This window comes from Rhizobium sp. LjRoot254 (assembly GCF_964254105.1).
In the GTDB taxonomy this organism is placed as follows: domain Bacteria; phylum Pseudomonadota; class Alphaproteobacteria; order Rhizobiales; family Rhizobiaceae; genus Rhizobium_E.
Window position 1 is genome coordinate 1790620 of sequence record NZ_CAXUSM020000001.1, and the last position, 17745, is coordinate 1808364.

General features: G+C 61.5%; 21 protein-coding genes. 8 read left to right on the forward strand and 13 right to left on the reverse strand.

The genetic code is table 11. The features are described 5' to 3' along the window. Positions 1-104 precede the first annotated feature (104 nt). Genes ACSQ26_RS08660 through ACSQ26_RS08680 form a run of 5 tightly spaced genes read left to right on the forward strand, consistent with a single transcriptional unit; the run spans position 105 to position 5168 of the window. Positions 105-1493 carry a DegQ family serine endoprotease gene (locus ACSQ26_RS08660; RefSeq protein WP_436008174.1) on the forward strand — a complete coding sequence of 463 codons (1389 nt, stop codon included), beginning with the start codon at positions 105-107 and terminating at the stop codon, positions 1491-1493. Beyond that, positions 1490-2797 carry a replication-associated recombination protein A gene (locus ACSQ26_RS08665; protein ID WP_436008175.1) on the forward strand — a complete coding sequence of 436 codons (1308 nt, stop codon included), beginning with the start codon at positions 1490-1492 and terminating at the stop codon, positions 2795-2797. Before ACSQ26_RS08660 ends, ACSQ26_RS08665 begins: the two co-directional genes overlap by 4 nt. A 33-nt stretch (positions 2798-2830) precedes the next feature. Beyond that, on the forward strand, positions 2831-3865 hold the full coding sequence (locus tag ACSQ26_RS08670; protein ID WP_436008176.1) for a hypothetical protein: 1035 nt from the start codon (positions 2831-2833) through the stop codon (positions 3863-3865). 2 nt (positions 3866-3867) lie between these two features. Then, on the forward strand, positions 3868-4710 hold the full coding sequence (fghA, locus tag ACSQ26_RS08675; protein ID WP_436008177.1) for an S-formylglutathione hydrolase: 843 nt from the start codon (positions 3868-3870) through the stop codon (positions 4708-4710). Beyond that, positions 4686-5168 (forward strand): VOC family protein, encoded by a 483-nt coding sequence (locus ACSQ26_RS08680; protein WP_436008178.1) that lies wholly within the window; start codon positions 4686-4688, stop codon positions 5166-5168. The genes fghA and ACSQ26_RS08680 overlap by 25 nt, the downstream gene beginning before the upstream one ends. Positions 5169-5187: 19 nt before the next feature. On the opposite strand, the gene ACSQ26_RS08685 is transcribed toward ACSQ26_RS08680, so the two are convergent. From ACSQ26_RS08685 to ACSQ26_RS08745, 13 genes are all read right to left on the reverse strand, one after another. After that, a complete protein-coding gene (locus tag ACSQ26_RS08685) occupies positions 5188-5994 on the reverse strand; it encodes a hypothetical protein (protein ID WP_436008179.1) in 807 nt (268 codons plus the stop codon). A 77-nt stretch (positions 5995-6071) separates the two neighbouring features. Beyond that, positions 6072-6860 carry a GH12 family glycosyl hydrolase domain-containing protein gene (locus ACSQ26_RS08690; protein ID WP_436008180.1) on the reverse strand — a complete coding sequence of 263 codons (789 nt, stop codon included), beginning with the start codon at positions 6858-6860 and terminating at the stop codon, positions 6072-6074. Between the two features lie 33 nt (positions 6861-6893). Continuing rightward, complete coding sequence (locus ACSQ26_RS08695; RefSeq protein ID WP_436008181.1) at positions 6894-7688, reverse strand: ATP12 family chaperone protein; 795 nt, start codon at positions 7686-7688, stop codon at positions 6894-6896. A 10-nt stretch (positions 7689-7698) separates the two neighbouring features. Next, complete coding sequence (locus ACSQ26_RS08700) at positions 7699-8349, reverse strand: HAD-IA family hydrolase (RefSeq protein ID WP_436008182.1); 651 nt, start codon at positions 8347-8349, stop codon at positions 7699-7701. After that, entirely contained in the window at positions 8346-8579 is a 234-nt protein-coding gene (locus tag ACSQ26_RS08705; RefSeq protein ID WP_436008183.1) for a hypothetical protein, read from the reverse strand. Before ACSQ26_RS08705 ends, ACSQ26_RS08700 begins: the two co-directional genes overlap by 4 nt. Next, the gene (locus ACSQ26_RS08710) at positions 8576-9568 is read right to left on the reverse strand and encodes an RluA family pseudouridine synthase (RefSeq protein WP_436008184.1); all 993 of its coding nucleotides are present in this window, start codon (positions 9566-9568) and stop codon (positions 8576-8578) included. Before ACSQ26_RS08710 ends, ACSQ26_RS08705 begins: the two co-directional genes overlap by 4 nt. A gap of 23 nt (positions 9569-9591) precedes the next feature. Beyond that, entirely contained in the window at positions 9592-9969 is a 378-nt protein-coding gene (crcB, locus tag ACSQ26_RS08715) for a fluoride efflux transporter CrcB (RefSeq protein ID WP_436008185.1), read from the reverse strand. A gap of 45 nt (positions 9970-10014) precedes the next feature. Beyond that, positions 10015-10479 (reverse strand): YaiI/YqxD family protein, encoded by a 465-nt coding sequence (locus tag ACSQ26_RS08720; protein ID WP_436008186.1) that lies wholly within the window; start codon positions 10477-10479, stop codon positions 10015-10017. Between the two features lie 18 nt (positions 10480-10497). Further along, complete coding sequence (locus tag ACSQ26_RS08725) at positions 10498-10890, reverse strand: hypothetical protein (protein ID WP_436008187.1); 393 nt, start codon at positions 10888-10890, stop codon at positions 10498-10500. A 50-nt stretch (positions 10891-10940) separates the two neighbouring features. Beyond that, positions 10941-11147 (reverse strand): hypothetical protein, encoded by a 207-nt coding sequence (locus tag ACSQ26_RS08730; protein WP_436008188.1) that lies wholly within the window; start codon positions 11145-11147, stop codon positions 10941-10943. Next, positions 11144-12331 (reverse strand): hypothetical protein, encoded by a 1188-nt coding sequence (locus ACSQ26_RS08735; RefSeq protein WP_436008189.1) that lies wholly within the window; start codon positions 12329-12331, stop codon positions 11144-11146. Before ACSQ26_RS08735 ends, ACSQ26_RS08730 begins: the two co-directional genes overlap by 4 nt. Positions 12332-12646: 315 nt before the next feature. Continuing rightward, complete coding sequence (locus ACSQ26_RS08740; protein ID WP_436008190.1) at positions 12647-13645, reverse strand: P1 family peptidase; 999 nt, start codon at positions 13643-13645, stop codon at positions 12647-12649. Beyond that, a complete protein-coding gene (locus ACSQ26_RS08745; protein ID WP_436008191.1) occupies positions 13642-14721 on the reverse strand; it encodes a branched-chain amino acid ABC transporter substrate-binding protein in 1080 nt (359 codons plus the stop codon). Before ACSQ26_RS08745 ends, ACSQ26_RS08740 begins: the two co-directional genes overlap by 4 nt. 134 nt (positions 14722-14855) lie before the next feature. On the opposite strand from ACSQ26_RS08745, the gene ACSQ26_RS08750 reads away from it, so the two are divergent. The 3 genes from ACSQ26_RS08750 (at position 14856) to ACSQ26_RS08760 (ending at position 17740) form a co-directional block, all read left to right on the forward strand. Beyond that, complete coding sequence (locus ACSQ26_RS08750) at positions 14856-15365, forward strand: flavin reductase (RefSeq protein ID WP_436008192.1); 510 nt, start codon at positions 14856-14858, stop codon at positions 15363-15365. Between the two features lie 42 nt (positions 15366-15407). After that, positions 15408-16337 (forward strand): AAA family ATPase, encoded by a 930-nt coding sequence (locus tag ACSQ26_RS08755; protein WP_436008193.1) that lies wholly within the window; start codon positions 15408-15410, stop codon positions 16335-16337. 173 nt (positions 16338-16510) lie between these two features. Next, positions 16511-17740, forward strand: a complete 1230-nt coding sequence (locus ACSQ26_RS08760) for a vWA domain-containing protein (RefSeq protein WP_436008194.1) — start codon at positions 16511-16513, stop codon at positions 17738-17740. The last annotated feature ends 5 nt before the right edge of the window (positions 17741-17745 follow it).

The following is a 17745-nucleotide window of genomic DNA, read 5'->3' on the forward strand; positions in this document are numbered from 1 at the left end:
CGTCAAGGAGGGAGAAAATCTCCACTCGATGCCGGTCTCGCCCCTTTTCAAGCAGGAGCGGATGGTAAAGAGTCACCCGTCCTCTTTGACAAAAGGGAATCAATATGATCCGCGCCGCTCTCGCCAGCCTGACAGTCCTCATTGCTCTATCCACGACCGCTATGGCCCAGGACGTCAAGCAGGTGCCCGAGAGCATGACGGAGGTTCAGCTTTCCTTCGCGCCGCTGGTCAAGCGCACGGCTAGCGCCGTGGTCAATGTCTATGCGGACAAGCGGGTGACGCCGTTCTATTCGCGCGATCCGTTCTTCGAGGAGTTCTTCGGCCAACAGATGCCGAACCGGACCGAGAGGCAGAGCTCGCTCGGCTCGGGCGTCATCGTCACGGAAGCGGGACTCGTCGTGACCAACAACCATGTCATCGCCAATGCCGACAATATCAAGATTGCTCTCTCCGACGGCCGGGAATTCGCGGCGAAGATCGTGCTGAAAGACGATCGGCTGGATCTCGCGGTGCTGAAGATCCAGACGCCGGCGCCGAAGTTCTCCTTCCTGCCGGTCGGTGATTCCGATTCGGTCGAGGTCGGCGACCTGGTGCTGGCAGTGGGCAATCCGTTCGGCGTCGGCCAGACGGTGACCTCGGGTATTGTCTCGGGCCTTGCCCGCAACAAGATCGGGGAAGGTGACTTTTCCTTCTTCATCCAGACTGACGCATCGATCAATCCCGGCAATTCCGGCGGCGCGCTGATCAACATGCATGGCGAACTGATCGGCATCAATACCGCCATCCTCTCCTCTGGCGGCGGCTCGAACGGCATCGGTTTTGCCATTCCCGGCAACCTCGTGAAGGTGTTCATCGCAGCGGCCGAAGGCGGCCAGCCAGGATTCGTCCGTCCCTATATCGGCGCGAGTTTCGAAGCGGTCACGATGGATATGGCCGAGGCGCTGGGGCTGAAGATCGCGCGCGGCGCGCTGGTCTCGAAGGTCATTTCAGAAAGCCCGGCCGACAAGGCAGGACTGAGGCCCGGCGATGTGATCGTGGCGGTCAATGGCCGTGCGGTGGAGCATCCCGATGCGCTCGGTTACCGGCTGACGACGGCAGGGCTCGGCGCCTCGGTCAAGCTGACCGTTTCGGAAAACGGCACGGAGCGCGAAGCCTCGCTCAAGCTCGAACAGGCGCCGGAATCGCGGCCGAAGGACGAGCGGCTGATCGACGGCCGCAATCCCTTCGCCGGCGCATTGGTCGCCAACCTGTCGCCCAAGCTTGCCGAGGAAATGCAGATGCCGGTGGAGGCGCAAGGGGTGGTGGTCGAAGATGTCGCGCGCGGCTCTCCCGCGGGACGGCTGGGCTTCGAACCGCGCGATATCATCATCAATATTAATGGCACGGACATCGACTCTACCGAGAGCCTGCAGAAGGTGATCGACGGCCAGGCCGATTTCTGGCGGGTCGAGATCGAGCGCAACGGCCAGCGGATCAGGCAATTCATCCGATGAACGAACTTTTCACCAGTGCCGGTATCCCCGAGAGCCAGCGGCCGCTGGCCGACCGGCTACGGCCGCAGAGCATCGCGGAGATTTCCGGACAGGAACATCTCACCGGGCCGGACGGGGCGCTGACGCGGATGATCGAGGCCGGCTCGCTCGGCTCGATGATCTTCTGGGGGCCGCCGGGCACCGGCAAGACGACGATGGCGCGGCTGTTGTCGAACGAGACCGAGCTCCATTTCGAGCAGATATCGGCGGTATTCTCCGGTGTCGCCGATCTCAAGAAGGTATTCGAAGCGGCACGTTTCCGCCGCAGCCAGGGACGGCAGACGCTGCTGTTCGTCGACGAGATTCATCGCTTCAACCGGTCGCAGCAGGATAGTTTCCTGCCCGTGATGGAAGACGGCACGATCGTGCTGGTCGGCGCGACAACCGAAAATCCATCCTTCGAGCTCAATGCCGCGCTCCTCTCGCGTGCCCGGGTGCTGGTGTTCAAGTCGCATGACGAGGCGAGCCTGGAAGAACTGTTGCGCCGTGCGGAAGCGCTGGTCGGCAAGCCGCTGCCGCTCGACGAGAATGCCCGTGCGTCGCTGATAGGCATGGCCGATGGCGACGGCCGCGCGGTGCTGACGCTGGCCGAGGAAGTTTGGCGCGCGGCACGAGACAAAGAGGTGTTCGATACCGAGGGCCTGATCCGCGTCGTCCAGCGCCGCGCGCCGATCTACGACAAGGGCCAGGACGGCCACTATAATCTGATCTCGGCGCTACATAAGTCGGTGCGGGGCTCCGACCCGGATGCGGCGCTCTACTATCTCTCGCGCATGCTGGATGCGGGCGAGGATCCGCTGTTCTTGGGGCGACGGCTGGTGCGGATGGCGGTCGAGGATATCGGGCTCGCTGACCCGCAGGCGCTGGTGATCGCCAATGCTGCCAAGGATGCCTATGACTTCCTCGGCTCGCCGGAGGGCGAACTGGCATTCGCGCAGGCGGTGGTCTATCTCGCCACCGCGCCGAAATCCAATGCGGTCTACACCGCCTTCAAGGCGGCGACGTTAGCCGCCAAGCAGCACGGTTCGCTGCTGCCGCCCAAGCATATCCTCAACGCGCCGACCAAGCTGATGACCAGCGAGGGCTACGGCGACGGCTATCGCTACGACCACGACGAGCCGGATGCCTTTTCGGGCCAGGATTATTTCCCGGAGAAGATGGGCCGAAGGCAATTCTACCAGCCGCCTGACCGTGGTTTCGAGCGCGAGATCAACAAGCGGCTCGATTACTGGGCGAAGCTGCGCCAGGAACGCCAGAAGAAGTAAGACGCATACCATCCCTCCAGAACCGGAATCCGCATGACCAGCGCCACGATCTGCATCCCCAGCAACCGCAAGCTCGTCGAGGCCGTCGAGCCTTTGTGGAGCGCTATCAACTATGCAGCGACGGCTGGAATGAAGGTGGTGATATCAGACAATTCCGGCGACGCGGAGAAAAAGGATTACTTCTCCACGGCGCCGAGCCATGTGACCTATTTGCCGGATACGCCTGAACATGGCGGCGCGAACCTGCTTTCGGCGCTCCGGCAGGCCGAGAGCGAATTCATCCTGGTTCTCGGGGACGACGACTTCATCAATTTCCTGGACGGCGGCACGCCCTTCGATTTCTCAAGCCTCGCGGACGACATCGTGGGCGTGAAGCCGCATATCGAGCTTGCGGACGGCAAAGGCGGGGTCAGTGCCACCGACACCTTCACGATCGACGGGGGCGACGCCGCAACCCGGGTGCTCGAATATACGCGCAAGGCCGGCAAGGCGAACACGACCTATTATTCCTTCTTCCGCCGCAGCGCGCTGGTGGGCGTCAACGAGCCGTTCATTGCGCATCATCCGCTGTCGCCGGGCTATTCCGACTGGGCGACCGTCTATGCACTGGCTGCCTCCGGCCGCATCGTGCATGATCCGCAGACGGTGCTGCGCTATGACAATTCGCGATGGGATGACATGGAGACGGCCGGGACATCGCTGGACCGTTTCTACGCCGATGCCGGGCTGCCGCCGGAGACGCGGCTCTACATGTCATTGCTGCATTTCCTCGATATCTACGTGCTGATGTTCCGACAGACGTCCAACCTGCCGCCGATCGAGCGATACAAGGCGGCTTACGCCGCGGCTATGGTGTTTCTCAAGCGGCTCCTCTTCCGCTACGACGAGCGCCCCTACCTTTACGGTGCAGCAGGCGAACTGATGGAACCATTGAGAGCGGCGGTGGAATCCAGCGATCCGGATCTCGATCAATTCTTTCACCTTGCGGGCCTGATCGCCGACAGGTTAAAGCCGGGCCTGAAACAACAATATGACCGCTATCTCCTGGCGGTATCGAGAGGCGTTTGATCATGCAGGGACTGAATATCGTTTCCGAAGTCGCCAGCCACGGGGGCGTACAGGGCGTCTATTCCCACATGTCGGAGGCGTGCAAATGCGAGATGACCTTCGCGGTATTTGTGCCGCCGCAAGCGGCTACCAGCCTCTGCCCGGTGGTCTGGTATCTCTCGGGTCTGACTTGCACCCATGCAAACGTGATGGAGAAGGGCGAGTATCGCAGGCTGGCCTCGGAACTCGGGCTGATCGTGGTCTGTCCGGACACCTCTCCGCGCGGCGATACTGTGCCGGATGAAGCCGGCAACTGGCAGATGGGAAAGGGGGCGGGTTTCTATCTCGATGCCACGCAAGCGCCCTGGGCGGAGAACTACCGGATGTACACCTACATCACACGGGAATTGACCGAGCTGGTCGGCAGGAACTTCCGCACCGATATGAGCAGGCAGGGGATTTTCGGCCACTCGATGGGCGGCCATGGTGCGCTGACGATTGCGCTCAAGCATCCCGACCGGTTCCGCAGCGCCTCGGCCTTCGCGCCGATCGTCGAACCCTCGACGGCCGACTGGTCGATTGGTGCCTTCGAGAGATATCTCGGCCCCGACCGCCAGACCTGGCGGAAATACGATGCGGTGGCCTTGATCGAGGATGGCGCGACCTTCCCGGAATTCCTGGTCGATCAGGGGCTCGGCGACAATTTCCTGCAGACCGGCCTGCGGCCCTGGCTGCTGGAAGAGGCGATCGAGGCGACCGACATCAAGCTCACGCTGCGCAACCACGAGCGCTATGACCATTCCTACTATTTCATCTCGAGCTTCATGGAAGACCATCTGAGATGGCATGCGGAACGGTTGAAATAGAAGGGAAGCGCGGTCTTTGCAAACTTGACCGCAGTGTCGCGAACGAATTTGAAGAGGGAATTTCAGTGTCGATTATCAGCCATATTACGCTGGGAACGAACGACAAAGATCGTTCCGCTCGTTTCTATGACGCCGCGCTCGGAGCGATCGGTTTTTCAAGGCTGCCCAAGCCGCCGGAGAAGCCGTTGGCTTATGAACGTGACGGTCAAATGCCGATCATTTATATCTACAGCCCGGAGGATGGCCGCCCTGCAACATGGGGTAACGGAACTCATGTCGCATTTATCGCCGCCACCAAAGCCCAAGTTCATGGCTTTCATGAAAAAGCTCTGCAGTTCGGAGGTACGAACGAAGGAGATCCTGGACCACGCCCGCATTATGGTCCCAACTATTACGCGGCCTACATTCGCGATCCTGATGGGAATAAATTGCAGGCGGTCTGCTATGCTCCGGATTGATCGCCGATCTTGATACCTGTCAGCATTTCTTGTCGAGGGTCTCGACGCAGGGCTCGTCGTCTGCCGGAGCGGTGTCGCTGGCCTTCGGCTTGATGACAACCTTGGCCTTGGCGCCGGATTCGAGCGTGTTTTCGGCTGGCGTTGCGGCGAGGGGCTGCTTTTTCTCCTGCGCCTTGAGAGCCGGTTCGACTTTGGCCGGTTCCGGCTTGATTTCGATCCTGGTCTTGGAATTGAGCAGCGGGTCCTGATCGGCGCCGAGAACGGGGGCGGTCTTGAGCGGGATGACCAGCGGCTTTTCTTCTCTCACGACGACCCGGCCGGGGTCCGACTTCATGCGTGTCGATAGCCGCGGGTTCACAAGCGGCCGGATGGTTGGTGTAACCAGGGCGAATTCGTAGCGCAGGCGGGCCGCGACGGCGCCGACGATGGCGGCGTCGGAGACGCGGCCGCGCTCGGAGAAGGCGAGGATCAGGTAGTTGCGGGCGAGCACCGTCTGGCCGCTATCGACATCGGACAGCATGACCGAGATCTCCGTCTGCGCGCGGCCGGCGCCATCGCTCCTGACCTTGTCCACGCCGACGACGTGGATGTTCATCACCGCGTGCGGCATGGGTACGGCATAGGATGTCGCTTCGATCGCCAGGTTTATCTGCTGCTGGATGCCTGAAATCACACGCCTCGGCACGCGGCCATTGGCGGTGACCGCGACGGCGCGAATCTCGAACATGCGTGCCGGATCGACCGCCTGCCTCGACCGTGTGCCGCAGGCGGCGAGCGTGAGGCTGAGAACCAGGAGCACGAGAGCGCGCAGGGCGAGGCGGAACATCGGCGAATCCTTCAGTGAATGGTTACCTGAAGGTTGCTGATTATGGTTAGGGAAGGGTTAAAATGGGCGCATGCACCCTAGAAAAGCTGGTCCGCGGCTGCCTCGGCATCAGCGGATGCAAGCAGCTTCTCGCCATCTGACAACGTGGAAAACTCGTGCTCGATGCCGTGCAGGATCATCTTGCCCTTGCCGCCGGTCACTTCGGCGCCGAATTCATAGCCGTTGAGATAATCCTGGTCGCTGATCAGGCCGCGCTGCACGAGGTCCTCGATGATCGCGGCGACGTCGATCGTGTCAGTGCGTATTTCCTCGGTGGCGCGCAGTGCGATGTAGCGCCATGTCACATCGCTGTCGCCGCTGTCGTCGCCGAAATTGTTGGCGACCCAGATCTGAGCCTTGAAGTCTCCGTCGTCATAGACGCCGACCTTGTGGCCCGCGGGGCGAAGGTTTCCGTCATGGGTCCAGATCATCAACTCGGTCGTCAGATGCTTGGGGCCGGCGAGCGGTGCATCCGAGAGCCAGATGTCGAAGGCGACGTTGAACTGGTTCGTGTTGCCTGTGATGTCGTAGTCGATTGAAACGTTGAGCGTGTCGAGATCGTCGAGGCGCGTCACCAGCGTATCCGTGCCTGTCTTGCCCCAAGGTTTGAAGCCGACGATGATTTCGGGATAGGCCACGACATGGCCGACTCGTGGCCAGTCCCAGACGAAGGTTACGTCATGATTGATATCTTCGGTATCGAAGCTTATCGACTGCGTGTAGTCCCTGAAGTTGTCGAGCTTGCCCTGGTTCCAGGGATTGTTGACGAGCGAATAGTCGCCATCGGCAAACGTCGCCCAATCCTTCCTGAGGGCTTTTTTGGCCATGCTTGAACCTCCCGTTCCACGTCGGGCGGGACTTTAGCCGGTTGTGTTTCTCACCGCATTAAACAATTGGTATGAGGCTTCCATGTCGGTCCAGCGGGCCGCCCGGCGGGCTTCGGCCTCCGCGTCGCCGCCCCAATGCTCGATATTCCAGTCCTCGTCGGCATGGGCTGCGATCCAGGCTTCCTCGGCGCTGATCCTGCCTTCGGCGAATGCGAGCGCCAAGAGCGCAGAGCCAGTGAGCGAGGTGATGCTATGCAGTGCGGCCATTTCGAGCGGCGTCCGGTACTTGCTCAGGGTCTTGGCGAAAGCTGATATCGCCGTCTGGGGCTGGCTCTGATGGATGATGCCTTGGGCGAGGATGAAGCGGGCACCGATTTCCTCGGCCGCCCAGTAGAGGACCGGATCCCATTTCGCGGCCTGCGCATCGACCAGGGACTGCGGCGTGTCGGCGCGGTAGCAGAGCAGATCGGTGCCGGCATATTTGACGATGTCGTCGAACACAGCATCGATCTCGGCGGCGACGCCATCGAGCGCGGAGTTGACGAGCCGGGTGAGGGGCATCCTGACCGGGTTGATGACCTCTTTCTGGGCATCCCATTCAGCGGCGACGAGTTCGGCGGCTGCACGGGTGGGCAGGGTGAGGGGGCGCTTGGCCGGGGTCTTTACCGGGCGGCCATCGAGCAGGATCGAATGCTCGCCGGCAGTCTCGCCGACCGAGACTTCCTTGTAGAAGCGCTTCGGCAGCGGCGCCTTCATCTGGATCTGCGCGCGGCGCACCGGATCGGGATGGGAAAGCTGCTCGTTGAGATCGAGGAAGATATCGCGCATGGCTTTTTACTCAGACGTGGTGAAGGATGTGGCCGACTTCATGGACCACGACATCGGCGCCCGCGGCCTGTAGGGCTACGGTTTCGCCATAGCCCCAGGAAACGCCGATCGCCTTGGCGCCGGCCGATTTCGCCATCAAGATATCGTAGACGGAATCGCCGATTACAATAGTGTCCTGGGGATCGATACCGGCCTCTGCGCAGCATTCCAGCACCATGGCGGGATGCGGCTTGGACGGGCAATCGTCGGCGGTCCGGGAGACGGTGAAGACATTTTCGAAGCCGTGGCTATTGCGGATCAGGTCGAGGCCTCGGCGCGATTTGCCGGTGACCGCGCCGATCACGACGTCATCGCGCGCGGCAAGTGTCTCGATCATCTCGGCGACGCCATCGTAGAGCGGCTCCTCGAAACCCGGTTCGGCGCGCACCGGGCTGTAGAGGTCCTTGTAGTGCTGGGTCATGGTGCGGATGTGATCGTCGATCTCCTCGACACCCATGATCCGGGCGATCGCAGTATCCAGCGTCAGGCCGATGATCGATTTCGTCGCATCGTAATGCGGGCGTTCGTAGCCATGGTTCTCGAAGGTGCGGGCCATGACTTCGTGGATCAGCTTGCCGGAATCGACGAGGGTGCCGTCGCAGTCGAAGAGGACGAGTTTCATGTGTCGGACCGGTTTTGTTTTTCCAAGATCTTTTTGTTAAGAGCGGTCAGCTCGCGGAGAAGCTCGGAATTTTCGCGAACGGCTTGAGTGTTCGTGTCATAAAGCTCTTTCATCGCCGCAAGTGCTTTGGGCGCGGAGCGCATGCGTTGGATGCAGACAATCAGATAGGCCATCACGACAACCGCCAGACAACCCATCACAGCCGTGATGACAAGTTTTTCGGTAGTCATTCGTCGAAATCTCCGCCGTCGCGTTCCTCGAAGCCCAGCAAGTTCCACGTCTGTACCATATGCGGCGGCAGTGGCGCGGTGACCCGCAGGCGGCCGCCGTCGGGATGCGGCACGTCGATATGGCGGGCGTGCAGATGCAGCTTGTTCTGGATGCCGCCCGGGAAGGTCCAGCCCTGTTCGGCCTCGAAATATTTGGGATCGCCGATGATCGGGTGGCCGATATGGGCGGCGTGGACGCGGAGCTGGTGGGTGCGGCCGGTATAGGGTTCCATTTCCAGCCAGGCGAGGCTCTGGGCCGCCGCTTCCAGAACCCGGAAATAAGAGATTGCGTGGTCGGCGCCATCCTCGCCATGCTTGGCGGTGCGCATGCGGTCTCCGTCGGGCGTCTGTTCCTTGACCAGCCAGGACGATACCTTGCCCTCGGCCGGGCGGGGCACGCCCTTGACTAGCGCCCAATACGTCTTCTTCGTATCCCGCTCGCGGAAGGCACCGGTCAGCGACTGTGCCGCGCCGCGCGTGCGGGCGACGACCAGCACGCCTGACGTATCGCGGTCGAGGCGATGGACGAGGCGCGGCTTTTCGCCCTTGGGGCTGGTCCAGGCTTCGAGCATCTTGTCGACATTGCGATAGACGCCGGAGCCGCCCTGCACGGGCAGGCCATGCGGCTTGTTGAGCACGATGACCTTCCTGTCCTCGTAGATCAGCATGCGCGAGAGCAATTCGTGATCGGAGGAATGCGAGAGTTCCTTGCCCGACAGCGGCTTGCCGGATTTCTTCTCGTCGACATCCATCGGGGGCACGCGCACCGTCTGGCCGGGCTGGACGCGGCTATCGGATTTCACGCGGCCGCCATCGATGCGGATCTGGCCCGAGCGCAGAAGTTTCTGCAATGGTCCAAATCCTAATCCGGGATAATGCACCTTGAACCAGCGATCGAGCCGCATGCCCGCCTCGTCGTCGCCTACTTGCTTGTGTTCTACGCCTGCCATCGAGAAATCCTTTTCCCGGGGCTTTAGACGAAAGAACGCACCAAAGCGAGTCCTGCAAATACCGCGGCGACGGATATGACGATGGAAAGCAGGATATAGGAGGCGGCCCAAAGATAGTCGCCGCGTTCGGCCATTGTGGAGACTTCCAGCGAGAAGGCCGAGAAGGTGGTGAAGCCACCGAGTATGCCGGTGATGATGAAGAGGCGTAGTTCCTGCGACCCATCGAAGCGCCGGGCTATCAACTCGGCGAAAATGCCGATCGCCAGTCCGCCTACGATATTGACCGAGAGCGTGCCCCAGGGATAGCCCGGGCCGAACCAGCGAAGCGTGGCGAGACTGGTGAGATAACGGGCGACCGAGCCGAGAGCGCCGCCGACGGCAACGAGAAGGATGTGGTTCATGGCGCTTGGCATAGCGCAAGAATCGCCCTCTGGGAATGCGGCAATTCAGGTGTTTGCCGCAGCCTTCGCCCGTCGGCAGAGCTTGTCCAGCGTTTCGAGGAAGGCCGAACGGTCGCGTGGCGAGAAGGCGGCGTTGTAGCCTTTGCTTTCGCCGGTTTCGCGCAGGTGCTGGCCGAGGTCGCGCATGGCGGACGCCATGCCGATATTCTTTTCGTCGAAGATGCGGCCGGTCGGTCCGGTCACATGCGCGCCATTGGCCACGCAGCGCACGGCGAGCGGCACGTCGGCGGTGATCACGATGTCATTGGCCTTGGAGTTTTCGGCGATCCAGTTGTCGGCGGCATCGAAGCCTGCGGAGACGATGATGTTTCGCACCATCGGATCGCGCGACGGGCGCAGGCCCGAATTGGCGACGAGCGTCACGCGCAGCCCGTGACGCTCGGCGACCTTCAGGATTTCCGGCTTGACCGGGCAGGCATCGGCATCGACGAAGATTTCAATTGCTGCCAAATCCGTGCCTTTCCAATGCTACTTCACCCAGTTTTCGAGCGAGGCCTTGTCGGAACCGCCATAGGTCCAGATGCCCTGCCACGTGCCGTCCGGCTGCTGGAAATACATCGCCATGCCGAACGATTGGCCGGAGATATAGCCGACCGAGATCGCCGTGTCATCCGGGCTTGCCGGACCCATCTGGAAACGATCACCGACGAACTTCGCGCCGAGGTCGGTGCCGATGAATTCGGTGCCGCCGACATTCCACGCAACGCTATAGGTCTCGCCGGTCCGCGCGACCTTCACCACGCCCTTGTATTCCTGGCCGTTGGGATTCTTGCCGAGCACCTGAAAGGTGCCGGTGGGGTCGGCGACGGCGATGGCGGGCAGAAGCATAAGGCAGGCAGTCAAAAGCATTTTCAGGCGCATAATCTTCCTCCGTTTTTGAGCAAACGAAATTGCATCCCGGCTGCGGCATGTCAGTGTTCCGGCTGGCTGGATGTTGTCCCCAATTTCTCGACAACAGATATACCGGTTTCCGAGTCCCGGTAAGACGGTTTGCGGACCTCCGCATCAAGCGGATCACCAAACGCTTCATCATCATTTAAAAGTTGCTGTTCCGTTCCGCTGCGACGGTACACCTGTTCGCAAAGAGCGGCGGCCATCTGTTGATCGATGAAATTCATACGTCACCCCTCGTGCTTTCGAGATAATATTGTTCGTAGCGAAGCAGATATTGATCGCGCTCGACGATCGTGGGGACGGTTCTGCCAAAGCCCTTCCACCGATCTATCGTCCCTTGGACTGCCTCCCCATCGACAGTTGCCCCAGCCGGAACGCTTTCCACCACGCGCTGGAATTGCCGTGGCCATTCCATGTCGTAGCAATAGGCAAAGCCCCGCTTCTTGCCGCCGTCAACTTCGATGCCGGCCGTGGTGATCGACTTCAAAGCCGCATAGGCAGCCGCCCGCTCATCCGGAAGCTCCGGCCATTTGTCCTGGCTCATTGACATGTCGGCGGGGTAGAGAGAGATGGCGTTTACAAGGAAGGGCCGGGAGAACCCCACTGCAGAGACGCCATCGCGTCTCATCGCCCCCAAATCCACATCCCTGTTCACGCCGCCCGACGCTATAATGCGCCCATCGTCTCGCATCATCCTGGCCCCGCCTGGCGTCCGGGTCGAGTCGACGATTTCGCCGGTGACAGCACCTAGCCGCTTCGGGTCAGCGATAGTCCAATATTTCGGCCGCTCCGCCGGCCAGTATTTCCGCACGATCGCCTGCTGCTCCGCGTTGAGCTTCCAGCGCGAATAGCCATAGCAATGCCAGCCGAAGGCTGGATGGCTGCGCTTCAGGCCGAGCCGTTTCAGCGTGTCGTTCCATTGCACGGAGTGATACTGGCTGCGCGTGACGGCGTTGGGCGGGCCGTTTTCGCGGAAGTCGATGAACTCCTCGCGCGTCGCCTTCTCGATCGTCGCCTTGCCGAAGGTCATCAGGGAATAGGGACTGTCATAGGCCTCGTCGGACATATAGGCCGTGCCGAAACCCATCGTGTTCGCATCGTCGTAGACGATCATGACCGGCAGGAAATTGGGCGGAACCTCGCCATTTGCAGTCGTGGAACCGCGGCACGCATCGGGCGGCCGCACGACGACGGCCTTGCCATCGCTCATTCGCTGGCCATAGACCGTCGGCGTCATTCCGGGCTCGTACGTTCCCGAGCCATCCTTGTAGCGAATATTGAGAACGCTGCAGCCGACAACGATATCGAATTTCTTCGGCTCGCCGCGATAGGTAAAATCGACTTTCAGTCTAAAATAGACGCTACGATCGACTGTCGCTCTCTCAACAAAGCTCGTCGATGAAATCAAGAACCGGGTTACGGGTTTCCATAATACAGCGATGATTCCGACAAATATCAAACCCGTCACTATGATAATCAGCCTACGCATCCAGAGCGGCCTCTTCCTTGGCGGTAACACGAGCACCTGGCTGAAAGGCCAGCCGAGCAGTTTGATACCTGTAGCCTTGGAGGACCGGCCACTATCTGACCATCGACGATCTTTAGCCCAATGCCCGCTAACGGTCGAAGTGACGCTGCCGGATGTGATTTGATATCGCGTTAATTTCGGAAAATGTGCTGGAAACAGGCTTAATGGCCGCTTACCGAGACGGTTGCGCGCGCTTCATGCCTTCCATACCGGCATCACGTCACCCGATTCTGCTTGCGCTGAATAAACGCCGCGGGCGATGGCGCGGGCCATGGTGGAGACGGCGCTCGCGCAGAGGGTGACGAAATCCGCGACATCGATCGTCTTGCCCGAAGTGCCGGTGGCGAGGGCGAAGACGATATCGCCATCCATCGGCGTATGCGACGGCCAGATCGAGTGGGCGAAGCCATCATGGGCAACGACCGCGAGCCGCTTGCACTCGGCCTTGGAAAGCACGGCATCGGTGGCGATGACCGTGATCGTCGTATTGGCTTGCCGGGGCTGGCCGAGATTCATCTTGGTGATGATGTCGCTGGCGTCGTTGGGCAGGGGATGGGGTAGGCCGAGGCCGCCAAACTCGTCGCCGATTTCGAAAGCCGCAGCGCGGAAATGGGGGGAACTGCCATAGGTGACGGAGCCGAGTGCATTGACTGCCGCCAGCGCGCCGATCGTCACGCCGTTCGACAGCAGGGTCGATGCCGAGCCGAGGCCGCCTTTCAGCCCCGCCGTCAGTGCGCCGGTGCCCGCGCCATGCGAGCCGAGCGCGAAATCGCGAGCAGCGTTCTGCACGGCATCGAAGCCGAGATCGCGATAGGGCGGATAGCGCCCCCAGTCCTTGTTGCCGCCATTGATGAGGTCGAACAGGATGGCGCCCGGCACGATCGGCACCCGGACGGGACCGACCTGGAAGCCGCGACCCGCCTCGCGCAAGGCGGCCTGGACGCCCGAACCGGCATCGAGCCCGAAGGCAGAGCCGCCGGAGAGAAACACTGCATCGACCGCCTGCACGGTATTGTGGGGTTCGAGCAGGTCGGTCTCGCGGGTGCCGGGCGCTCCGCCCATGACGTGGACAGCAGCCGTGGCGGCGGAATCGCAGACCACCACCGTGACGCCGGATTTCAGTGCCCGATCCTCGGCATTGCCGACGGTCAGGCCGCCGACATCGGTGATGAGGTTTTTCGGTCCCGGTTTCACTCGGTCACCGGCGGCAGAACGAAGGCATCGCCATCCCAGACCAGCATCCGGAAGGGATTGGTCGAAAGCTCGTGGTTCTTGTTGAAGCGGACTTCGCCGATGGGTGTTTCAAACGGTGTATTGGACAGTGCATCGGCCAATGGCGCACCGCTGCCGGATGCGATCTCGTTTGCGTCGAGGATTATGGTGATAGCGGAATATGAAGGTAGAACATAACCTTCGGCGCTTTTCTTCTGCTGTTGGATTATCTCGACAACGGGCTTGGCACTGGCAATCGTTTGCGGGTCCGGAAGGGTCACTGCGAAGGTGCCGGGCTCCAGCGGCACCGGCTGGTTGGTGCCGTTGAGCGCATCGCCGCCCATGAAGGTCAGGTTGATTTTCGCTGCCTTCGCATCGCGAGCCATAACAGACATATCGTTGCGGTCGGAGGCGGCGAAGACATGGGTGATGCCAGCCTTGGCGAGGCGGCGGATCAGCTGTGTCTGGACCTCCTGCGCGGGGCGGAAATTATCGATGAAGGCGGCTTTCATGCCCTTCTGCTCGAGGGCCTGCCTGACATTGTCGATCATTTCCCGGCTCATGATCGTGCCGTCGTCGAGTAGTGCGAAGGGCTTGTCCTTCCACTGCGCAAAGATTTCCTGGACGATCATGTCGCGTTCGGCTGAAGTCGAGGGCGCCAGCCGGAAGAACGGCCACCCCTTCTTCAGCGAATCCTCCATCAGCACCGGCGAACGGACGGAGAGCGTGATTGCCGGGATTTTTGCTTCGGCGAGAATGGGCAATCCGCCATCCAGCGAATCGACGCAGAGAAAGCCGATCGCAGCGACGGCATTCGCTTGCCTGATCTGTTCGGCAATCGACGGTCCGGATTTTTCGGTGCAGGTCTCGTCGATGGTGACGATCTCCGCCTTGCCGTCGGCGGCCTGCACGGCGCCGAGCCTGATCTGGTCGCCGAGGATCTGGAGATTGCCCGACATCGGCGCGACGACGGCGATCCGGGGCTCGGCCGCGAACCCGGCCTGGGGCGCGGCAGCGAGGAGGAGGCAGGCGAGGGCGTAGCGCAGTTTCATGGTCATTCCATCATCATTGCCGGCGAATGTAGCGGTGATTTGACCATCCGCAAGGCGGATTACCGGTTTTGTCGCATTTCCCTAAAATTTGACGCAACCTGATTTCGACTTTTTCAATTGTTTGCCTATATAGGAGCTACATGCTGAAGCGGAATCTGGCGGAACTGTCGGTGGCCGACGGGAAACTCTATCGCGATGCCATGGCGCGTTATGCGGGTCATGTGCAGTTGGTCACCACTGCGTTCAACGGCGAGCGCCGCGGCTTGGCCGTGACCGCCGCCTGCAGCGTTTCCGACAGCCCGCCGACGGTGCTCGTCTGCCTCAATCACCATAACGAGAAGAACCGTATCTTCTTCGAGAGCGGCATTTTCGCGCTCAATTCGCTTGCCTTCCATCACCAGGCGTTGAGCCATGCCTTTTCAGGCCTGGAAAAGCTGACGATGGACGAGCGGTTTGGGCATGGCAACTGGGATACGCTGGTCACCGGCGCGCCCGCGCTTGTCGATGCGATCGCCACCTACGACTGCCGGGTCGTCAATATGATACCGCAGTCGACCCACACGATCGTGGTCGGCGAAGTCGCAGCCTTGCGACTCGGCGGGCAAAATCCGGCGCTTGTCTATATGGACCGGTCGTACCGCACATTATAGAGTCGCCCGGATGGAGCCGGCTTATGGCTCCCTGGAGTGCCTATGCCGGAACCTTCGAAGTCATCACTACCCCAATCGATAGACGAGACGATTGCGCTGCTCGAAGCGCATGACTACCTGGCCGGCCGGTCGCTGGCGACGGTGGTTTATCTCGCCTTGAAGCTCAAGCGGCCGCTCTTCCTCGAAGGCGACGCCGGCGTCGGCAAGACCGAGATCGCCAAGGTGCTTGCGACGGCACTGGGACGCGACCTGATACGGCTGCAATGCTACGAGGGGCTCGACGTTTCCTCGGCGGTCTATGAGTGGAATTATCCCGCCCAGATGCTGGAGATCCGGCTCGCCGAAGCCGAAGGCGTGACTGACCGCGCGCGGTTGGAAGGCGATCTGTTCTCGGAGAAGCATCTGATCCGGCGGCCGGTGCTGCAGGCGCTCTCGTCATCGGCAGGCGGCGCGCCGGTGTTTCTGATCGATGAGCTTGATCGCACCGACGAGGCCTTCGAGGCGTTCCTGCTGGAAATCCTCTCCGATTTCCAGGTCACCATTCCCGAACTCGGTACGATCAAGGCCGCCGAGCCGCCGATCGTCATCATCACCACCAACCGCACCCGCGAGGTGCATGACGCGCTGAAGCGCCGCTGCCTTTACCACTGGGTCGATTATCCCGCGGCCGACCTGGAACTCGAGATCATCCGCCGCAAGGTGCCCGGATGCAGCGAGCGGCTGAGCGAGGAAATCGTCGCCTACGTGCAGAAGCTGCGGCGGCTCGACCTGTTCAAGAATCCCGGCATCGCCGAGTCCATCGACTGGGCCACCGCGCTGACCGAACTTGATCGGGTGGCCCTCGACCCCGAGACGATTTCCGACACGGTCGGCGCGCTGCTGAAGTATCAGGACGACATTGCCCGCATTCAGGGTTCCGAGGGGCGGCAGGCGCTCGATGCTGTGAAGGCCGAGCTCAGGGCAGTGGGATGAATTTGATGGTGCAGGTCTTGGCTTTGCCCCTCATCTGCCTGCCGGCATCTTCTCCCCGTGAGAACGGGGAGAAGGGACTCGTGGCACTGCCGGTGCCTCTAACGCGTCGTGGCGTCTCCTGCGTCCCCTCTCCCCGTCCTTCACGGGGAGAGGGTTAGGGTGAGGGGCAGATCATGAACGTTGGCGAAGCGAGTGCCGGGATAAATCCTACCCAGCCTTCCGACGGTCGTTTCGCCGACAATGTCGTGTATTTCGGCCGGGTGCTGCGCCGTGCCGGGCTGAAAATCGGTCCCGGTGCGATCAAGGATGCGATCGAGGCCATCGATATGATCGGGGTGGGCTCGCGCGAGGAATTCTATACGGCGCTGTTCTGCAATTTCGTCAAGCGGCACGAGGACAGGGCCGTGTTCGACGAGGCGTTCAACGTCTTCTGGCGGCCGCGCGATTTCGAGCAGAAGCTGATCCAGATGCTGTCGCGGATGACGCCCGACATTGGCGAGAAGCGGAAACCAACGGCGGCTGCGGCGCGTGTATCGGAAGCGCTCTTCGCCGAACGACCCGAGCGCCAGCACGAGAAAGAGCAGATCGAGATCGATGCGCGATTCTCGGTCTCCGAACGCGAGGTCTTTCGCCGCACCGATTTCGCGCAGATGACCGCGGCGGAACTCGGCGAGGCGCGGCGCGAGCTCGAGCGCCTCATCCTGCCGATGGACATGGTGCGGACGCGCCGTTACGAGGCAGCGTCTTTGCCAGGTCGCATTGACACACGGGCCACATTGCGTGCCGCCATGAAGACCGGCGGGGCGCTGATTCTGCCGAAGTGGCGCCGGCGCCGGCAAATCCATCCGCCGCTGGTGATCATCGCCGATATTTCGGGGTCGATGAGCCAGTATACGCGGATCTTCCTGCATTTCATGCATGTGCTTACGGAGAAGCGCCGGCGGGTGCATACGTTCCTGTTCGGCACGCGGCTGACCAATGTGACGCGGGCGATGCGGCATCGCGATCCCGATGAGGCGATTGCGATGTGCACCGATAGTGTCAAGGACTGGTCGGGCGGCACGCGGATCGGCGAGACGCTCAAGGAGTTCAACAGGCTGTGGTCGCGGCGCGTGCTGTCGCAGGGCGCCGTCGTGCTGCTGATCACCGACGGGCTGGAGCGCGACGACGCGGCGCTGCTGGCCCACGAGACCGATCGGCTGCACCGCTCGTGCCGCAGGCTGGTCTGGCTCAATCCGCTGCTGCGCTTCGATGGCTTCGAGGCCAGGGCGCGCGGTGTGCGCGCCATGCTGCCGCATGTTGACGAATTGCGCTCCGTGCACAATCTACAGGCCATAGGCGATCTGGCGAAGGCGCTGGCCGCGGGCCGTGCCCGCGATGCCGATCCCCGCCGCTACCTCTGAAGGAG